This is a genomic window from Kitasatospora griseola (genome assembly GCF_014648555.1).
Classification (GTDB): Bacteria; Actinomycetota; Actinomycetes; order Streptomycetales; family Streptomycetaceae; genus Kitasatospora; species Kitasatospora griseola.
This window is the reverse complement of the sequence record NZ_BMRI01000006.1, coordinates 99,097-114,963: the sequence shown is the minus strand read 5'-3', so window position 1 is coordinate 114,963 and position 15,867 is coordinate 99,097. Positions and strand designations below refer to the sequence as shown.

General features: G+C 75.5%; 16 protein-coding genes. 10 read left to right on the top strand and 6 right to left on the bottom strand.

Annotated features, from left to right (window positions below; translation table 11 throughout):
- Positions 1-20: 20 nt before the first annotated feature.
- The 3 genes from IEZ12_RS10100 to IEZ12_RS10090 are packed head-to-tail and all read left to right on the top strand — an operon-like array spanning position 21 to position 2,937.
- Positions 21-1,013 (top strand): hypothetical protein, encoded by a 993-nt coding sequence (locus tag IEZ12_RS10100; protein ID WP_189271694.1) that lies wholly within the window; start codon positions 21-23, stop codon positions 1,011-1,013.
- Positions 1,010-2,293: a sensor histidine kinase gene (locus IEZ12_RS10095; RefSeq protein WP_229847393.1), complete on the top strand. Its 1,284-nt coding sequence runs from the start codon at positions 1,010-1,012 to the stop codon at positions 2,291-2,293. Before IEZ12_RS10100 ends, IEZ12_RS10095 begins: the two co-directional genes overlap by 4 nt.
- Entirely contained in the window at positions 2,290-2,937 is a 648-nt protein-coding gene (locus IEZ12_RS10090) for a response regulator (protein WP_189271693.1), read from the top strand. The genes IEZ12_RS10095 and IEZ12_RS10090 overlap by 4 nt, the downstream gene beginning before the upstream one ends.
- Here the strand turns inward: IEZ12_RS10090 and IEZ12_RS10085 are convergent.
- Positions 2,927-3,640: a hypothetical protein gene (locus IEZ12_RS10085; protein ID WP_189271692.1), complete on the bottom strand. Its 714-nt coding sequence runs from the start codon at positions 3,638-3,640 to the stop codon at positions 2,927-2,929. The genes IEZ12_RS10090 and IEZ12_RS10085 overlap by 11 nt on opposite strands.
- A gap of 8 nt (positions 3,641-3,648) precedes the next feature.
- Positions 3,649-4,698: a sigma-70 family RNA polymerase sigma factor gene (locus IEZ12_RS10080; protein WP_229847392.1), complete on the bottom strand. Its 1,050-nt coding sequence runs from the start codon at positions 4,696-4,698 to the stop codon at positions 3,649-3,651.
- 70 nt (positions 4,699-4,768) lie between these two features.
- On the opposite strand from IEZ12_RS10080, the gene IEZ12_RS10075 reads away from it, so the two are divergent.
- Together IEZ12_RS10075 and IEZ12_RS10070 are read left to right on the top strand one after the other, a co-directional pair.
- Positions 4,769-5,146, top strand: coding sequence for a VOC family protein (locus IEZ12_RS10075; protein ID WP_189271690.1), 378 nt, complete (start codon positions 4,769-4,771; stop codon positions 5,144-5,146).
- A 15-nt stretch (positions 5,147-5,161) separates the two neighbouring features.
- On the top strand, positions 5,162-5,659 hold the full coding sequence (locus IEZ12_RS10070) for a mycothiol transferase (RefSeq protein WP_189271689.1): 498 nt from the start codon (positions 5,162-5,164) through the stop codon (positions 5,657-5,659).
- A 44-nt stretch (positions 5,660-5,703) separates the two neighbouring features.
- On the opposite strand, the gene IEZ12_RS10065 is transcribed toward IEZ12_RS10070, so the two are convergent.
- On the bottom strand, positions 5,704-6,657 hold the full coding sequence (locus IEZ12_RS10065) for a polysaccharide deacetylase family protein (protein ID WP_189271688.1): 954 nt from the start codon (positions 6,655-6,657) through the stop codon (positions 5,704-5,706).
- A 188-nt stretch (positions 6,658-6,845) separates the two neighbouring features.
- On the opposite strand from IEZ12_RS10065, the gene IEZ12_RS10060 reads away from it, so the two are divergent.
- Together IEZ12_RS10060 and IEZ12_RS10055 are read left to right on the top strand one after the other, a co-directional pair.
- Entirely contained in the window at positions 6,846-8,084 is a 1,239-nt protein-coding gene (locus IEZ12_RS10060; RefSeq protein ID WP_229847391.1) for a methyltransferase domain-containing protein, read from the top strand.
- A gap of 340 nt (positions 8,085-8,424) precedes the next feature.
- On the top strand, positions 8,425-9,999 hold the full coding sequence (locus IEZ12_RS10055) for a sensor histidine kinase (RefSeq protein ID WP_229847390.1): 1,575 nt from the start codon (positions 8,425-8,427) through the stop codon (positions 9,997-9,999).
- Here the strand turns inward: IEZ12_RS10055 and IEZ12_RS10050 are convergent.
- Genes IEZ12_RS10050 through IEZ12_RS10040 form a run of 3 tightly spaced genes read right to left on the bottom strand, consistent with a single transcriptional unit; the run spans position 9,971 to position 12,109 of the window.
- Positions 9,971-10,183 (bottom strand): hypothetical protein, encoded by a 213-nt coding sequence (locus IEZ12_RS10050; RefSeq protein WP_189271686.1) that lies wholly within the window; start codon positions 10,181-10,183, stop codon positions 9,971-9,973. The genes IEZ12_RS10055 and IEZ12_RS10050 overlap by 29 nt on opposite strands.
- Positions 10,144-11,370 carry a hypothetical protein gene (locus tag IEZ12_RS10045; protein ID WP_189271685.1) on the bottom strand — a complete coding sequence of 409 codons (1,227 nt, stop codon included), beginning with the start codon at positions 11,368-11,370 and terminating at the stop codon, positions 10,144-10,146. The genes IEZ12_RS10050 and IEZ12_RS10045 overlap by 40 nt, the downstream gene beginning before the upstream one ends.
- A 52-nt stretch (positions 11,371-11,422) precedes the next feature.
- Positions 11,423-12,109, bottom strand: a complete 687-nt coding sequence (locus tag IEZ12_RS10040) for a P-loop nucleotide/nucleoside kinase family protein (protein WP_229847389.1) — start codon at positions 12,107-12,109, stop codon at positions 11,423-11,425.
- 214 nt (positions 12,110-12,323) lie between these two features.
- Here IEZ12_RS10040 and IEZ12_RS10035 point away from each other — a divergent pair, with 214 nt between their 5' ends.
- The 3 genes from IEZ12_RS10035 to IEZ12_RS10025 all read left to right on the top strand — a co-directional run bounded on the left by IEZ12_RS10035 (position 12,324) and on the right by IEZ12_RS10025 (position 15,823).
- A complete protein-coding gene (locus IEZ12_RS10035; RefSeq protein WP_189271683.1) occupies positions 12,324-13,190 on the top strand; it encodes an ATP-grasp domain-containing protein in 867 nt (288 codons plus the stop codon).
- Complete coding sequence (locus IEZ12_RS10030; RefSeq protein WP_308431022.1) at positions 13,187-13,957, top strand: ATP-grasp domain-containing protein; 771 nt, start codon at positions 13,187-13,189, stop codon at positions 13,955-13,957. Before IEZ12_RS10035 ends, IEZ12_RS10030 begins: the two co-directional genes overlap by 4 nt.
- A gap of 153 nt (positions 13,958-14,110) precedes the next feature.
- Positions 14,111-15,823 carry a sensor histidine kinase gene (locus IEZ12_RS10025; protein WP_189271682.1) on the top strand — a complete coding sequence of 571 codons (1,713 nt, stop codon included), beginning with the start codon at positions 14,111-14,113 and terminating at the stop codon, positions 15,821-15,823.
- Positions 15,824-15,867 lie beyond the last annotated feature (44 nt).

The window sequence follows — 15,867 nt, the reverse complement described above, 5'->3', positions numbered from 1 at the left end:
TCGGTTGCGAAGGTCGTGGCATGACGACAATGCAGAACTTCGGAAGCCCGGGCCGCCTGCGGACGGCGGTCTGCGTCGGCACGATCGCCGCCACGCTGCCCTACCTCGCGCTGAAGATCGCCTGGGTCACGGGCAGCGGGATCGGCGTGCACGGCGACGGCATGCGCAGCGGCGCCATGATCGGCGCCAACCTGGCGACGCTCGGCATGGACGCGATCGCCGCCGTGCTGGCGCTCGCGCTGGCCCGGCCGTGGGGCCGGCGGGTCCCCGGCTGGCTGCTGGTCCTGCCGATGTGGGTGGCCACCGGGCTGCTCGCGCCGATCGCCCTGGTGGTGCCGGTCGCGGCCGTGGTCGGGGCGTTCACCGGCGGTTTCTCGTCCTCCGGGGACCCGAGCCAGGACCTCATCGAGGGCTGGGTGTACGCCGTGGTCTACGGTGGCTTCGGCCTCCAGGCGATCGGCCTGGTCGCCGGGTTCGTGATGCACGCCCGCGAGCGCTGGGCCGGCGTGTTCGCGCTGCGGCTGCGCGACCTGCCCGCCGGGCCGGCCGCCGGGACCCGGCGGCTGATCGTGGCCGGGGTCGCCGCGTTCGGGCTGATCCCGGTGGCCGTCCAACTGTCCTGGGCGTTCGGCAGCCACGCCCTGCGCCCCGAGGACACCCGCACCGCGGCGCAATCCCTGGTCATCGACAGCGGCTTCGCACTCCTCGTCCTGGCCGGGCTGGTCGCCATGGCGGCACTGACCCGACGGCCGGACGGACGGCCGGCCCTGCGGACGCTGATCACCGCCTGGGTCGGCACCGGCACGGCGTTCGGCTGGGGGCTGTTCTGGCTGCTGACCTCCGCCCTCCACACCCCGCTCAACGAGGGCCAGGACATGCGCGGCCTGGCCCTGGTCGGCGGCCTGCAGACACTGTCGGGCGCGGTGCTCGCCACCGTGCTGGCCCTGCTGGTCACGGAGGCGGCGGGGGCGTCGGAGAACGCGGCCGACCGCAGTGGGATGATCCAGGCGTGACTCGACGGGGGGAGTTCCGCCGGACCGCCCTTGCCCTGTTCGGCCGGGCGGCGCTCGCCCTGTGGGGCCGGGCGGCCCTGCGGCGCTGGGCGCTGCTGATCCTGGGCGGCGCGATGATGACGCCGTTCTGGTTCGTGATGAACGTCGCCCTCGCGCCGCTGTTCCGAGCCACCTCGCTCGGCGGGACGCTGCTGATCCAGTTCGGGGCGTACCTGGCGGCGCTGCCCCTGGTCGCGGCGGCCGCGGCGGTCCTCCCGTTCGTCCGGCAGCTGGAGTTCGTGATCGTCCGGACGCTGCTGCCGGCCGGGACGCTGGGGGAGCGGCCGCAGGACGCCGAGGCCTCGCGCGGACGGACCGTCGCCTGGGCGGTGCTGCACCTCGGCCTCGGCGCGCCCGTCTCCGGGGCGACCATGGCCGTCCCGCCCGCCGTCGTCGTGCTGCTGACGGTGCGTCCGTTCCTGGACGATCCGCCGGGCTGGCTGAACGCGGTGCCCGCCGGGCTCGGACCGGTCGCCGGGGTGCTGCTCGCGCTGCTGCTGCCGACCGCCGCGTGGGCGGCCGGCCGGGCCCTGGAACGCTCGGCGCCCGCACTGCTCGGGCCGTCCGCCGCCGAGCGGCTCGCCGAAGCCGAACGCCTCGGCGCCCGACTCGCCGAACGCAACCGGCTGGCACGGGAGTTGCACGACTCGGTCGGCCACGCGCTGGGTGTGGTGACGTTGCAGGCCGCCGCCGCGGGCCGGGTCCTCGACCGGGACCCGGCGTTCGCCCGCAGTGCCCTCGCCGCGATCGAGGAGGCCGCCCGCTCGGCCGCCGACGAACTCGACCACGTCCTCGGGCTGCTCCGCGAGGAGAGCCCCGGCCGCACCCCCCAACCGGACCTGCGCGACGTGCACCGCCTGGCCGACTCCGCCCGCGCCGCCGGTTCACCCGTCGCCCTCACCGTCGGCGACCTCGACGCGATGCCCGCCGTGGTCTCCCGCGAGGCCTACCGGATCGTCCAGGAAGCCCTCACCAACGCCCTTCGGCACGCGGCCGGTTCACCCGTCGACGTGACGATCGACGCTGCTGCGGGCGAGCTGCGCCTGCAGATCGGCAACCCGCTGCCGGCCTCGCGCCGCCCCGGCCACCGCGGCGGCCGCGGCACCCGCGGCATCGCCGAACGCGCCCAACTGCTCGGCGGCCACGCCGAGTTCGGACCCGTCGATGGGCTGTGGCGGGTGGCCGTCCGGCTGCCGCTCACCCTCGGCCGGGCCAACGACCGCCCCGGGAGGGAACTTTGAGCACCACACCGATCCGGGTCCTGATCGCCGACGACGAACCCCTGGTGCGCTCCGGCCTGGCGGTGATCCTCTCCGCCGAACCGGACATCGAGGTGGTCGGCGAGGCCGAGAGCGGCGCCCGGGCCGTCGCCCTGGCCCGCGACCTGACACCCGACGTGGTGCTGACCGACGTACGGATGCCCGCCCTCGACGGCATCCAGGCCGCCCGACGGATCCTCGACACCGTCGTCCCCGCCCCGCGCGTCGTCGTGATCACCACCTTCGAGAACGACGACAGCGTCCACGACGCGCTGCTCGCCGGGGCCGCGGGCTTCCTGCTCAAACGCTCCCGCCCGGAAGCGATCGTGCAGGCCGTCCGGCTGGCCGCGTTCGGCGACACCCTGATGTTCCCGGACTCGGTGCGCGACCTGGCGCTCCGACACCGCCGCGAGACCACCCCGTTCCCCCACCCGCTCTCCGACCGCGAACAGGAGGTGCTGCGCCTGATGGCCGCCGGCCTGGGCAACGCGGAGATCGCCAGGACCCTGTTCCTCGGCGCGGAGACCGTCAAGACCCACGTCGCGAACATCCTCACCAAACTCGCCGCCCGCAACCGCACCCACGCCGTGGTCATCGCCTACCGCTCCGGCTTCGTCACCCCCTGAGACCCAGGCCCTCGGCGGCGGCCAGGATCACCTCCAGCCGCAGGTCGGCCGCCCACAGGGCGGACGCGTCGTCGTCATCCGGGCCGGTCGGCAGCCAGGCGGCGGCGACGGGCAGCAGCAGGTGCTCGCCCGGCAGCAGGTCCGGCAGGGTCCAGCGCAGGGCGTGCCGGTCCCACAGGTACTCCTCGCCCCACCCGTGGCGGTGCTCCTCGACCGCCGCAGACTCCCCGGCCCAGCGGGCCGGAACGCCCGTCCCGTCGGCCGCGCGGCGGCAGATCGCCTCCGCGTCCTCGCCCGCCAGGGCGAGGTCGTGACCGGCGCCGGTGATCTCCAGGGCGGCGAGGTACTGGCCGCCGCCGTAGCCGCTCTCGGTGCCAGGCCGCCGCCCAGGCCTCCGTGACGACCCGGGAGAAACCGGTCGGCTCCGGCAGGTGCGCGGTGAGCAGCAGCTCCAGGTCGGCGTCGGGCCCCGCCCAGCGGGCGATCCGGGCGCCGGACGGCAGCCGCCACAGCGTGTCGGGGACGCCGGGCAGCGGACGTCCGTCGAGCGCGGCGGCGAAGGCCGGCGGCCCGAGCGGCGTACGGACGACGGGCTCGGCGGCGGGCACGCGCTCGTGCGGGACGTGCGGCAGCAGCTCGCCGGCCATCGGCGCCCGGCCGACCTGTCGCGCTTTCCTCGACGTATCGTCAGAGGGCGTTCCACGCAAGGGCTCAGAGCTCCGCAGGCAGGCCGGCGGCCAGGACGTGCTCCGGGCCGAGGAAGGAGACGATCTCCGCCACCGAGTCCCGACGCAGCGTCAGGACGGTGAGGGACCAGGCCGGGTGCGGCGCGTCCGGGGTCGCTCCCAGGTAGAACGCCACCGCGGGCTGCCCGTTGGCGGTGGTGACACGATGGCGCCAGCTCGGGCAGCGGGCGATGGGGACAGCTGCTGCGAAGTCCATGACCGCGCCGAGACCGGCGTACCAGTGCGCCAGCGGAGGCATCGACCAGGTGACGTCCTCGGTGAGCAGCGCGACCAGGGCGTCGGCGTCGCCGCGTTCCAGGGCGGTGGCGAACGAGGTCGCGATGTCCCGGACGCGGGTGTCGCCGAGGATCCGCAGCGTCTGCTGCTGGGACACCTCGGGCAGCGTCGCCGCGAGCTTCCGCCGGGCCCGGGCCAGGGCGGAGTTCACCGCGGTGGCGGAGGTGTCCATCATGGCGGCGATCTCCTCGGCGGAGAATCCCAGCACGTCGAACAGGAGCAGCGCGGCCCGCTGGTTGCCCGACAGGTGCTGCGCGGCCGCGACGAACGCGAGCTCCACGGCTTCGCGCTGCTCGTAGCGGGCGGCGGGGCCGACGGGCCCGATCGGCAGGCCCGCGTCGGAGTACGGGCCCAGCCAGGCGACCTCCGTCAACGGCGCGGCGTCGAGCACCGCGTGCGGGGAGGCCGGACCCAGGTCGATCGGCAGCGCCCGCCTGCCGCGGCGGTCGACGGCGTCAAGGCAGGTGCGGGTGGCCACCGTGTACAGCCACGCGCGCAGGGAGCTGCGGCCCTCGAACCGCTCCAGGCCGCGCCAGGCGCGCACCAGCGCCTCCTGCAGCGCGTCGTCCGCGTCGTGGGTGGAGCCGAGCATGCGGTAGCAGTGCGCGTGCAACTCGCGGCGCAGCGGCGCGACCAGACGCGTGAAGGCGGCGTCGTCGCCGTCGCGGGCCAGCGACAGGTCGTCGGCGTCGTCGTCGGCGGCGACGGATGGTGGGGTCGCGCAGGATTCCTCGCTCACGGGCGACGATTCTGCCGCACCGCGGGAGTCACCTCTTCGACCGGCATTTTCCGTACCTGAGGAGGACCTCATGACCAGCGCCACCACCGGCAACGCCGAATTCCCGTCCACACCGGCCTGGTTCGACATCTCCGCGGTCGACGCGCCGCGCGCCCACCGCTTCTACCGGGAGCTGTTCGGCTGGCAGGTCGACGCACTGGACGCCACCTACGCACTGGTCGGGGCGGCCGACGGCGAACCGGCCGGCGGGATCGGCCAGTCCGGCCCCGGCAGCCCCTACACCGGGATCGTGGTGTACTTCCGGGTCGCGGACGTGGACCTGGCGCTCGCCAAGGCCGAGGAGCTCGGCGGCCGCCGCCGGCTGGAGCCGCAGGCCGTGCCCGGACGAGGCCGGATCGCCGTGTTCGACGACCCGGACGGCAACCCGGTCGGCCTGCTCGGCGCCTGAGCGAAGGGATCCGCCATGACGATCACCGACCCCGGGACCGGCCTGCGCCGCCACCTGCCGGACGCCCGCGAGGCCGTCCGGTGGACGCCCGACGGCCTGCCGGAACGCGACCTCCGCCGCCCGCTCACCCCGACCGGGATCAACCTGCTCGGCCCGGTCGAGAACCTCCACCACGGGGAGTCGGTCGCGTGGTTCCGCCCGGACCTCGGCCCGGCCGGGCTCGAACCCGACACCGACCACCGGGCCACCGCCGAGGAACTGCCGCTGGACACCGTCGGCCACGTCCCGTGGTGGTCGGGGCCGGACGCCGCCCCCAGCCGGTGCCGGGTGCCGATCCACCTGATCGCCGGGACCGCGCGGCACGCCGGCCGCGCCGGCCACGCCGGCACTGTCCGCGAGCCGATCGACGGCGCGGTCGGCCACCGGCCGGGCGACGAGCGGATGCCTGCGACGGACGACACGTGGTGGTACCGGTACCGGGAGCGGGCCGCCGCGGCGGCCGAGCAGAACTGACGTGCGGCGGGTCGGAGGGGCGAGCCGCCCCTCCGGCCCGGCTGTCAGAGGTAGTCCTCCAGGCGGCCGATCGCGAAGCCCTCGGCGGTGGCGGTGTCGATGACGCGGCGGAGCATGTCGGCCATGGTGCCCTTCCAGCCCGGGGCCGGGTTGCGGAAGTGGGTGAGGATGATGTCGCCGGGGTGGAGCTTCTCGTCGGAGTAGCGGTACTCGAGGTGGTCCGGGAAGGCCTCCTCGGTCCACAGGGCGACCGCGGTGACGCCGCAGGAGGCGGCGGTGCGCAGCGCGGCGGCGGTGTACTCGCCGTAGGGCGGCCGGAACAGCCAGGGGCGGGTGCCGATCTCCTGTTCGAGGCGGTCCTGCTGGCCGCAGATCTCGCGGCGGAGCGCATCGGCGCCGAGACGGCGCAGGTCGGGATGGTTGACGGTGTGGTTGTTGACGGACACGCCGCGGTCGCGCATGGCGCGGAAGTAGTCGTAGTCGGAACGCGCCAGGTAGTCGGAGAGGAACACCGACAGGGGCACGTCCAGGCCGGCGGCCATCTCGGCGAACTCCGGATCCTTCGCCGCGCCGTCGTCGACGGTCAGGAACACCACCTTGTCCTCGGTGGGAACGCGGCGAACCACCGGCGGCAGCCCGTCCGCGAGCAGGACGTTCGGCCCCGCGACGAGCTCCGGCTTCTCTGCGGGCGCCTCGGGCGCCTTCAGCGGCAGCGCCGCCAGCCCCCAGTGCCGGGCGGCCGCGAGCTCGGCCTGCTGCTGCCTCGACTCCCGCTCGGCAACCCCCAGTCGACCGTTCACCTCCTGCCCCGCCGCACCCTTCGGAACGGCCACCGCCGGCTGCCCCGCGACCGGCGGCGCAGCAGGGGCGGAGGCGCGCCCACCACTCCCGTCCTGGGCCCGCAGGGCGGAGCAGCCGACACCGAGGACGGCCAGCACGGCGAGCGCGGCGAGGTGACGGCGGCGCGGGCCCCTGCGGTCACGGTCTTTCGTCGACATACCGGCCGATGATCCCCTCGCCGTCCAGCCACCAACCCGCCCGTCACCCGGCCGGACGCCTGCCGTCGCCCGTCCGGCGCACCCGCCGCCCGAGTGCCCCGGAACCGCTCCTACACGCCCTGCCGACGGCGGACGGCGAACGGCAGGATGAGGACTCGGCCGCAGGCGTCACGGGAGGAGCGGCAGCGATGCGTGAGCACGAGGAGCGCGCCGTTCGGCACCGGTGCGGGCGAACGGCGCAAGTGGACGCGGTGGCCGAGGAATTGGACCTGCCCGCGTACCGCTCGCGGCTCGACCGGGTGATGGCCGAGCGCGGAGCCTGGCCCGAGGGATCGCCGTGGGTGCGGGAGGCGGTGGCGGCGCTGCCCCGGGACGGGTTCGCGCCGAAACGGCTGTGGCGGTGGGGCGGCCGGGCGTGGGAACCGGTGGACCGGGCAGTCGATCCGGCAGGCTGGGCGGGGGAGTTGTACCGCTCGCCGGACGAGGCGGCGGTGACACAGCTCGGGGACGGCCTGCCCACGTCGAGCCTGTCCTGTCAGGCCGTGGTCGCCGACATGGCGGACAGCCTGCGCCTGGAACCCGGGCACCGCGTCCTCGAACTCGGCACCGGCAGCGGCTGGAACGCGGCCCTGCTGGCCCACCGCGCCGGCCCGGGCCGGGTGGTCGGCGTCGAGGCGGATCCGGTCCTGGCCGCCGCGGCCGACGTACGTCTGGTCGCCGCCGGCATGGAGGTGCAAGTCCGCACGGGAGACGGCGACTTGGGGGTGCCTGACGAGTTCCCGTTCGATCGGGTGATCGCCACCTACGCCGTCGAGGAGATCCCCTGGGCCTGGGTCGAGCAGACCGCGCCCGGCGGGCGGATCGTCACTCCGTGGGGCCGCCTCGGCCACGTCGCGCTCACTGTCGCCGAGGACGGCAAGTCCGCCACCGGTTGGATGCAGGGCCTGGCCCGGTTCATGCCCACCCGCACCCAACACGCCCACCGGCGACGGACGTTCGGCGAAGTCCGCGGCACCGCCGAACCCGACCGCAGCGGCAGCACCGACCGCGACCCGACACAGCTCGTCGACCCGTGGGGGCTGGGCTTCGCACTGCGCGTCGCCCTCCCCGACCTGTCCGTGCACACCCACGACGACGCGGACGGCACCAGCGCATGGATCACCGACGGCCGCACCTCCTGGGCCGTCCTGTCCGCCCGCACCACCGGCGGCGCCTGGACCGCCGAGGGCGGACCGCGACACCTCGCCGAAGAGGTCGAAGCCGCCTGGTCCCAGTGGGAGGCGGCAGGCTGCCCCGGCGTCTACGACTACGGCCTCACCCGCACCCCCACCGAGCAGTTCGTCTGGGCCAACGACCCCCGCACCGGCCCGCGCTGGCCCGCCGCCACGCACCCGGAGGGGGAGAGGAACGACCAGGCCCCGGTGTGAGCGACGGCACCGGTGAGCACCACGAACGGACCGTGCCCCGGTAGCCCACCCGCGAGCGGACCGACGCTGTTCGGTTCCTCCGCGCCGTCAAGGCCTGTCGGCACGCCGGGCATCGACGGTGCGTACCTTCTGCCGGTGGTGCCTCGAACCCGTCGACCTGCTCCTGGAGTTCGGTGCGACCGCAGCATGTGGTGGCCCGGCGGCGTTGCGCAGGCGCGTTGGCGGCCGGGGCCGGGTGGGGCCGGGGGTGGGTCGGGGCGGCTAGGGTCGGGGGGTGATGCGGACGTGGGTGGAGCGGGCGGTTCCGGGGCCTTGGGTTTGGCGGCTGGTGGTCCGGGAGGTGCTGGGCGGGCTCGTGGTGTGCGGGCTGGCGGCGCTGTTGCAGGCGGTGGACAGCGGCGGTTGGCCGTCGGGGCTGGTGGTGGCGGCCGCCGGGGTGCTGTTCCTGTTGCGGCGGGGGCTGCCGGGGACGGTGCTGGTGCTGGCGTCGGCGGGTGTCGGCGGGCCGGGCGGGTTCCTGCCGCTGCTGGTCGCGGCGGGGTATTCGGCGGGTCGGCGGATCACCCGGCCCTGGTACGCGCCGGCGGTCTTCGGGCTCGGGTTCGTGCTGAACTTCGCGGTGGGCGTGCTGCAGAACCGCCGCGACCACTTCCCGGTGCCCGCGCTGCTGGGCATCAGCGTGGTCGGGTTCCTGCTGCTGGGCGTGCTGCCCGCGCTGCTCGGCCGGTACCGGGCGCAGCGCAGCGCGCTGCTGGACAGTCTGCGGGAGCGCAACGAGCAGCTGGTGCGCGAGCGGGTGATGATCGCCCGTCAGGCGCGGCTGCGCGAACGCCACCGGATCGCCCAGGACATGCACGACAGTCTCGGGCACCAGCTGGCGCTGATCGCCGTGCACACCGGCGCGCTGGAGGTGGACCGTACGCTCGGCGAGCGGCAGCGCGAGGCGGTGGGCGTGCTGCGGCAGGCGGCGACCGGCGCGATGCGGGAGCTGCGCGAGGTGGTCGGTCTGCTGCGGGACGACTCGGTGCCGGCGGCGGGCGGCGTGGACGCGATCGACCGGCTGGCGGAGAGTTCGCAGGCGGCGGGCACGCTGGTGGAGCTGCGGCACGAGGGCACGTCGCGCGAGCTCGCCGCCGCGACCGGTCACGCCGCGTACCGAATAGCCCAGGAGGGCCTGACGAACGCGCACAAGCACGCGCGGGGCGCGCGGATCGTGCTGACGGTGCGGTACGAGCGCGACGCGGTGATGGTGGAGGTGCTGAACGGGCCCGGCGGGGACGGCACGGCGGCGGTCTCCGGCGGTCAGGGCCTGACCGGTCTGCGGGAGCGGGCCCGGCTGCTGGGCGGGTCGATCCACGCGGACCGGGAGTCGGACGGCGGGTTCCGGTTGAGCGGCCGGCTCCCGTACACCTCGGACGGGGCGCTGGACGCCGTCCCCGAGGACGAGGAACTGCGCGAGCTGGCGGGGACGTTGATCGGCCCGGAGAAGCGCCGCCGGAGCCCCGCCATGGGCTGTGCGCTGGGCGCGCTCGCGGTCCTCGGCGTGGTCGGGGTGGTCGGCGCGATCGGGGCGCTGATGTTCGTCGGCGCGATGCGGGACGCCACCGTGTCGACCTCGCTGTACGACTCGATCGAGGTCGGCCAGTCCGAGGGCGTGGTGAACGCCCGGCTGCCGATCGGCAACGACTTCCTGACCGGCGATTTCAAGAAGTACGGCCCGCCGGCGCCGGACGGCGCGCACTGCCGATGGTTCGCGGGCGACGTCGAGACCGACCCCGGCGACGGGCAGGACGTGGTGCGGTTCTGCTTCGACAACGGCCTGCTGGTGGACAAGCAGCACTTCCGCAGCCGGGCGCAGCCGGACGGGGCCGCGCCCGGCCGGAGCGTCACCCCGTCGGCATCCGCAGCTCGTTGAGGCGCTTCGCATGCTCGTGACGGATCCGGGCCAGCGCCTCGGCACGGAACGGATCGTCGGCGGGGATCGCCGCGGCCGCCTCCAACGCCTCGTCCAACAGGCGCAGTTGGAGGTCGCGGCGGAGCAGCAGCGGGTGGTGGCGGGTCAGTTCGACGGCCGCGAGGGCCAGCTTCGGCAGGTGCACCGCCGGGTTGTCGCGGGACAGCAGGCGGTGCGCCCGGTAGGCCTGCCACGGGGTGGGCGGTTCGCTGCCGGCCAGCAGCACCCGGGCACGCAGGGCCATTTCCTGATCGACGTGTGAAGACACACGACTCCCATCGACTCGTCCAAAGGGGGGAATGCGGACGAGTCTGCGGCCGAACCGGCCGCCCGGACAAGGGCGGAGAAGTGTGCGTCCGGTCCTACCGCGCGGGCGCGTGAGCAGGCAGAATAGGGGTCGACACGCTGCCGGAGGCGTCGCCCGCGACCGGCGGCCGTCCCGGATCGGTGGCCACGCCGTCGACGTCCCGGACTACCGGCGGCCGTCCCGGATCGGTGGCCACGCCGTCGACGTCCCGGGCCGGGGCGCCGGCGACCACCGCGGCCAACCGGGCCTCGACCGCGTCGAGTTCGGCGGACGCCTGGGCGCCGCAGCGCGGGCAGCAGGGTGAGGGCGGCGCGGGCCGCGTCCGGGTCGGGCTGCGGATCCTGGTGGGCGGCGGCGACGGCGGTGCGCAGCGGCAGGGTGGCGAGCGCCGTCTCCCACGCGGCGCGGTGGACGCCCGTCGCGTAGCGGGACGTCAGGTACTCCAGCGGGCTCAGCGCGAGGGCGTCCCGCTCGGCGGGCCCGGCGAGCCGGTGCTCGGGCAGCAGCCGGGCGATGCCGTCGCGGGCCACCAGGTCGAACGCGCGGGCCAGGTCCGGTGCGGCGGCGCCGTGGACGCGGGCGGTCGAGGAGGCCTCCAACAGGCGCTCCAGCATGGCCGCTTCGCGCGGGTCGGCGGTCCGGTCGGGGTGCTCCTGGTCGGCGAGCAGCTGCTCAAGGTGGTAGCGCTGGCCCCAACTGCCCACCGAGCGGTGCATCGCCCCGGCCCGGGTCTCCCGGATCGCGGCCAGCGCCAGCGCCCGGGTGGTCAGGTCGCGCCGCACCGCGAGCCGCTCCCCGTCCGGGAACAGCCGCTCCAGCGCGCAGCGCACCGCCCCGACGGTCGGGCCGTCGTACCAGCGCAGCGTCCAGCGGTGCCCGGCCTGCTCGTACTGCGGCTCGATCGGGACGCGGAACTGCACGGACAGCCGGTCGGCGATCCGCCGCACCTGCGGGCCGCGCGGCGGCCGGGCGGAGGCGGAGGCGTCCGGAGCGGCGGCGTCCGGAGTGCGGTCGGGGGTGCGCATGGCCGGAGACTAGCCAGCGCGCGGCCGGGCGGCGGGCGACGCGCGGACCGGCTCAGCCGTTCGCCGCAGCGCCCGCCGCCGTCCGGGCCGGCAACTGCGTCCGGCGGGCCGCGGACACCCGGTGACGGGGCGTCACCCGCGGGTCGACCGCGTGGCCGGTGAACTCGATGGCGGCCAGCCGGGCCGCCGACGCGCGCGGCAGCAGCACCGCCGAGGCCACCCCGGACGGCAGCGGCCCGTCCGCGGTGACCAGGCCGCGCAGCGCGGCGCCGGCCCGGCGGTGGCGGGCGAACGCGTACCGGGAGACCCGGCGGCCGCGCCGCCGCTGCCCGTCGGCGGCCTGCGCGGGCGTGGCGTCCAGCAGCAGCAGGTGCAGCCGGCGGCCCTGGCGGTGCGCGGTGCGGGCGACGACCAGGCGCACCCACGGCAGCGCCCCGCAGTCGTGCACCACCAGCGGCCCGCCGGCCCGCAGCGCGGCGTGCAGCCGCAGGTAGTGGGCGGCCCGGACCAGCGGCCGGTACAGCGGGTACGGGACGCCCGGCAGGGCGGCGGCGAAGCGCTGCCGGGTGTGCTGGGAGTCGATCACCCGGGCCCGGGCGCAGCGCGCCATCAGGGTGCTCTTGCCGCTGCCCGGCAGGCCCGAGACCACCAGGACGTCGTCCGCCGGGTAGGCCAGCACGGCCGGCGCCGGACGGTCCGTCAGGTCGTGCCGGGCGTGCGGGTGCAGCTGTGAATGCACACGGTCCCCCTCAAGAGTGTGCCAAGAGAACGTCATGTCAACGACATGCCCAGGGCAAAGGGTTCCAGACCTGCGGCAATACGGCTGTGACGTGCCTGTGGCCGTTCCCGGACACCCTGGCCGCTCTCGCGCCGAACTTCCGTGACAGGGTGGACGGATGTGAACGGCCCCACGGCACGCGCACGGGGGGACAGAGGGGAATGGGTGGGCACAGATGAGGTTCTGCTTCCTGGTCGAGGAGCACTACCGCCACGACGGGATGCCGCTGGAGGTGGTCCATCACCTGCGGGCGGCCGGCCACACCGTGGACGTGCTGCGCCCTGGCGCCGAACTGCTGGACCTCGCCCGGCTGGTGCGCGGCGGCGCGCACGACGCATGGGTGCTGAAGACCGTCTCCGGCGGGCCCGGGCTCGGCCTGCTGGAGTCCGCTGCGGCGGCCGGCCTGACCACCGTCAACGACGCCCGGGCGATCCGCCCGGTCCGCGACAAGGCGCAGACCGCCGTGGTCGCCGCCCTGCACGGGCTGCCGATGCCGCGCACCTGGGCCGCCGCCGACCCGGCCGCGTTCGCCGCGATACCCGAGCGGCACTACCCGCTGGTCGTCAAACCCGCCGACGGCTCCTCCGGGCGCGCCGTCCACCTGATCCAGCACCCGGACCGGCTCGCCGAGTTGGCAGCGCCCGCGGACGGCGCGCTGCTGATCGCCCAGCCGTACGTCGCCAACGACGGACTCGACCTCAAGGTCTACTGCGCGGGCGGCGAGTTCTTCGCCACCCAGCGCACCTCGCCGCTGCACCCGCACCGGCCCGCCACCGAACGGCCCGTCCCGCTGCCGCGCGAGGTCGCCGCGCTCGCCGCGCAGGTCGGCGAGGTGTTCGGCCTCGACCTGTACGGCCTGGACGTGCTGCTCGGACCGGACGGCCCCACCGTCGTCGACATCAACGACTTCCCGAGCTTCCGCCAAGTCCCGCACGCCGTCGAGCGGGTGGCCGACGCGGTGGTCCGCCTCGCCCGCACCGGCTCCTCCTGGCCCACCCCCGACGCCGGCTCCCTGCTCACCTCCGCCCCCGCCGCCCGGTGACGGCGCTGCGCATCGCGGTCCTGGCCCGCGACCTCGACCATCCGCTGCTCGCCGCCACCCGCCGACTGCTGTCCGCGCAGGGGCACTCGACGGTGCCGACGGGGCAGGACGCGGACCTGCTGCTGCTGAAGGCGCGCAGCGCCGCCGCACTCCAAGTCGCCCGCGGCTACGAGGAGTCCGGCACACCGGTGCTCAACTCGGCCACCGCCACCGCGTTCTGCCAGGACCGGGCGGCCATGGCGCGGCTCGCCCGCGCCGCCGGCATCCCGTTCGCGGCCACCGTCGCCTCCGGTCCGATCGGTGGACTCGCCTGGTCCGGGCCGGTGGTGGTGAAGAGCAGGCACAGCCGGCGCGACGACCTGGTGGCCCGCGCCGACACCGCCGAGCAGTGGCAGGCACTGGCCGACCGGTGGCCCGGCGAGCCGGTGATCACCCAGCGGCCGGTGGCCGGCGACGGCTGGGACCGCAAACTCTGGGTGGTCGACGGGCAGCTGTTCGCCGAACAGCGCCGCTCCGAACTCCACCCCGGCGGGCCCGCCCGCCGCCCCTGGACCCCCGGCGCCGAGGAGAGCGCCCTCGCCCTCGCCGCCGGCCCCGCCTTCGGCCTCGACGTGTACGGCGTCGACCTGCTGCCCGGCCCCGACGGCCCGGTCGCCGTCGACGTCAACGCCTTCCCCGGCATCCGCCACCAGCCCGGCGCGCCCGAGGCACTGGCCGCCCTGGCCGTCCGGACCGCCCTCGCCGCCCGGGAGGCGAGGGCCGGCTGACCTGCGCAGGCGCCCGCCGTGGGCCGCCGCCACCCGTGATCCGCCCCGTACCTGCCCCGCTGTGACCCTTCCGACGACCCCGTGGGTCCACTCCCGCCGCCCCGTCTGCGAGAATCGGGCGGCGAGCTGGGCCCACGGACGAGGAGGAACGCAGTGCGCGAGGAGGAACCGCGGTCGCGGCTTCCCCAGCTTCGGCTGGACGAACTGCTGGCCGAACTGCAGGCCCGGATCGACGTGGCGCGCGGCACCCGCGACCGGGTGCACAGCCTGCTGGAGGCCGTGCTCTCGGTCGGCCGGGAACTGGAACTCACTCAGGTGCTGCGCCGGATCGTCGAGGCGGCCGCCGTCCTCGCCGACGCCAAGTACGCGGCGCTCGGCGTGATCGGCCCCGACGGCGACACCCTCTCGCAGTTCCTCACCGTCGGCCTCAGCGACGAGGAGATCGCCAGGATCGGCCCCTACCCGACCGGCAAGGGCCTGCTCGGCGAACTCATCCGCCACCCGCAGCCGTTGCGCCTGGACGACCTGAGGGAGCACTCGGCGTCCACCGGCTGCCCCGCCCACCACCCCGAGATGCGCACCTTCCTGGGCCTGCCGGTCCGGGTCCGCGACGAGGTGTTCGGCAACATCTACCTGACCGACAAGCGCGGCGCCGCCGGGTTCGACGACGACGACGAGTCGGTCATCGCCACCCTCGCCGTGGCGGCGGGCGTGGCCATCGACAACGCCCGCCTGTACGAGGAGGCGCAGCGCCAGCAGCGCTGGCTGACCGCCACCGCCGAGATCAACCGCCGCCTGCTGTCCGGGAGTTCCCGCACCCAGGTGGTCGAGCTGATCGCCCAGCGGGCGTGCGACATCAGCGGCGCCCGGCAGGCCGACGTGCTCACCGTGCTGCCCGCCGGGAACGGCCTGCACGTGGAGCTCTCGTTCGGCGGCGACCTGACCGGCCGGGCCGGCGCGGACATCCCGCTGGAGGGCACCATCTCGGGCGCGGCGTGCGTCGAGGGCGCGCCGGTGACCTCGCACGACCTCGCCGAGGACCGGCGCTTCCCGGCCCGGGCGGACCGGTACGCGGGCCTCGGCCCGGCCGTCGCGGTGCCGCTCGGACGCGCCGAGGGCCACACCGAGGGCGTGCTGCTGCTGGTGCGCGGCCCCGGCGAGCCGGAGTTCACCGAGCGCGAGACCGATCCGCTGCTGGCCTTCGCCGACCAGGCCGCGCTGGCCCTGGAACTGGCCGAACGGCGGCGCGACGCCGAGCAGTTGGCCGTCCTGGAGGACCGCGACCGGATCGCCCGCGACCTGCACGACCTGGCCATCCAGCGCCTGTTCGCCACCGGCATGACGCTGCAGAGCGCCTCCCGCTTCATCGACCACCCCGGGGCCTCGGACCGGGTGCTGCGAGCGGTCGGCGACCTGGACGAGACCATCAAGATCATCCGGTCGACGATCTTCGGCCTGCGGGTCCGCGAGGCCGGCGTCGGCCAGGGCCTGCGGGCCCGCGCCGTCCACGTGGTCGAGGAGGCCCACTCCGCGCTCGGCTTCGCCCCCCGCCTCAGCATGGAGGGCCTGCTCGACACCGACGTCCCGCCCGCCGTCGCCGACCACCTGGTCGCCGTCCTCGGCGAAGCCCTCAGCAACGCCGCCCGCCACGCCAAGGCCGGCCGCGTCGAGGTCGTCCTCCAGGCCACCGGCAGCCAGGTCGTCCTCACCGTCCAGGACGACGGCGTCGGCATCCCCGCCCAGGGCCGCCGCAGCGGCCTGCGCAACCTCGAAGAACGCGCCCGCTCCCTCGGCGGCACCCTCACCGTCACCGCCCCGCCCAACGGCGGCACCACCCTCAACTGGACGGCCCCACTGGAGCATTGACACCCCGCCCGTTCCTGCCGGGGCAGCTCGGGCGGAGGTGCCGC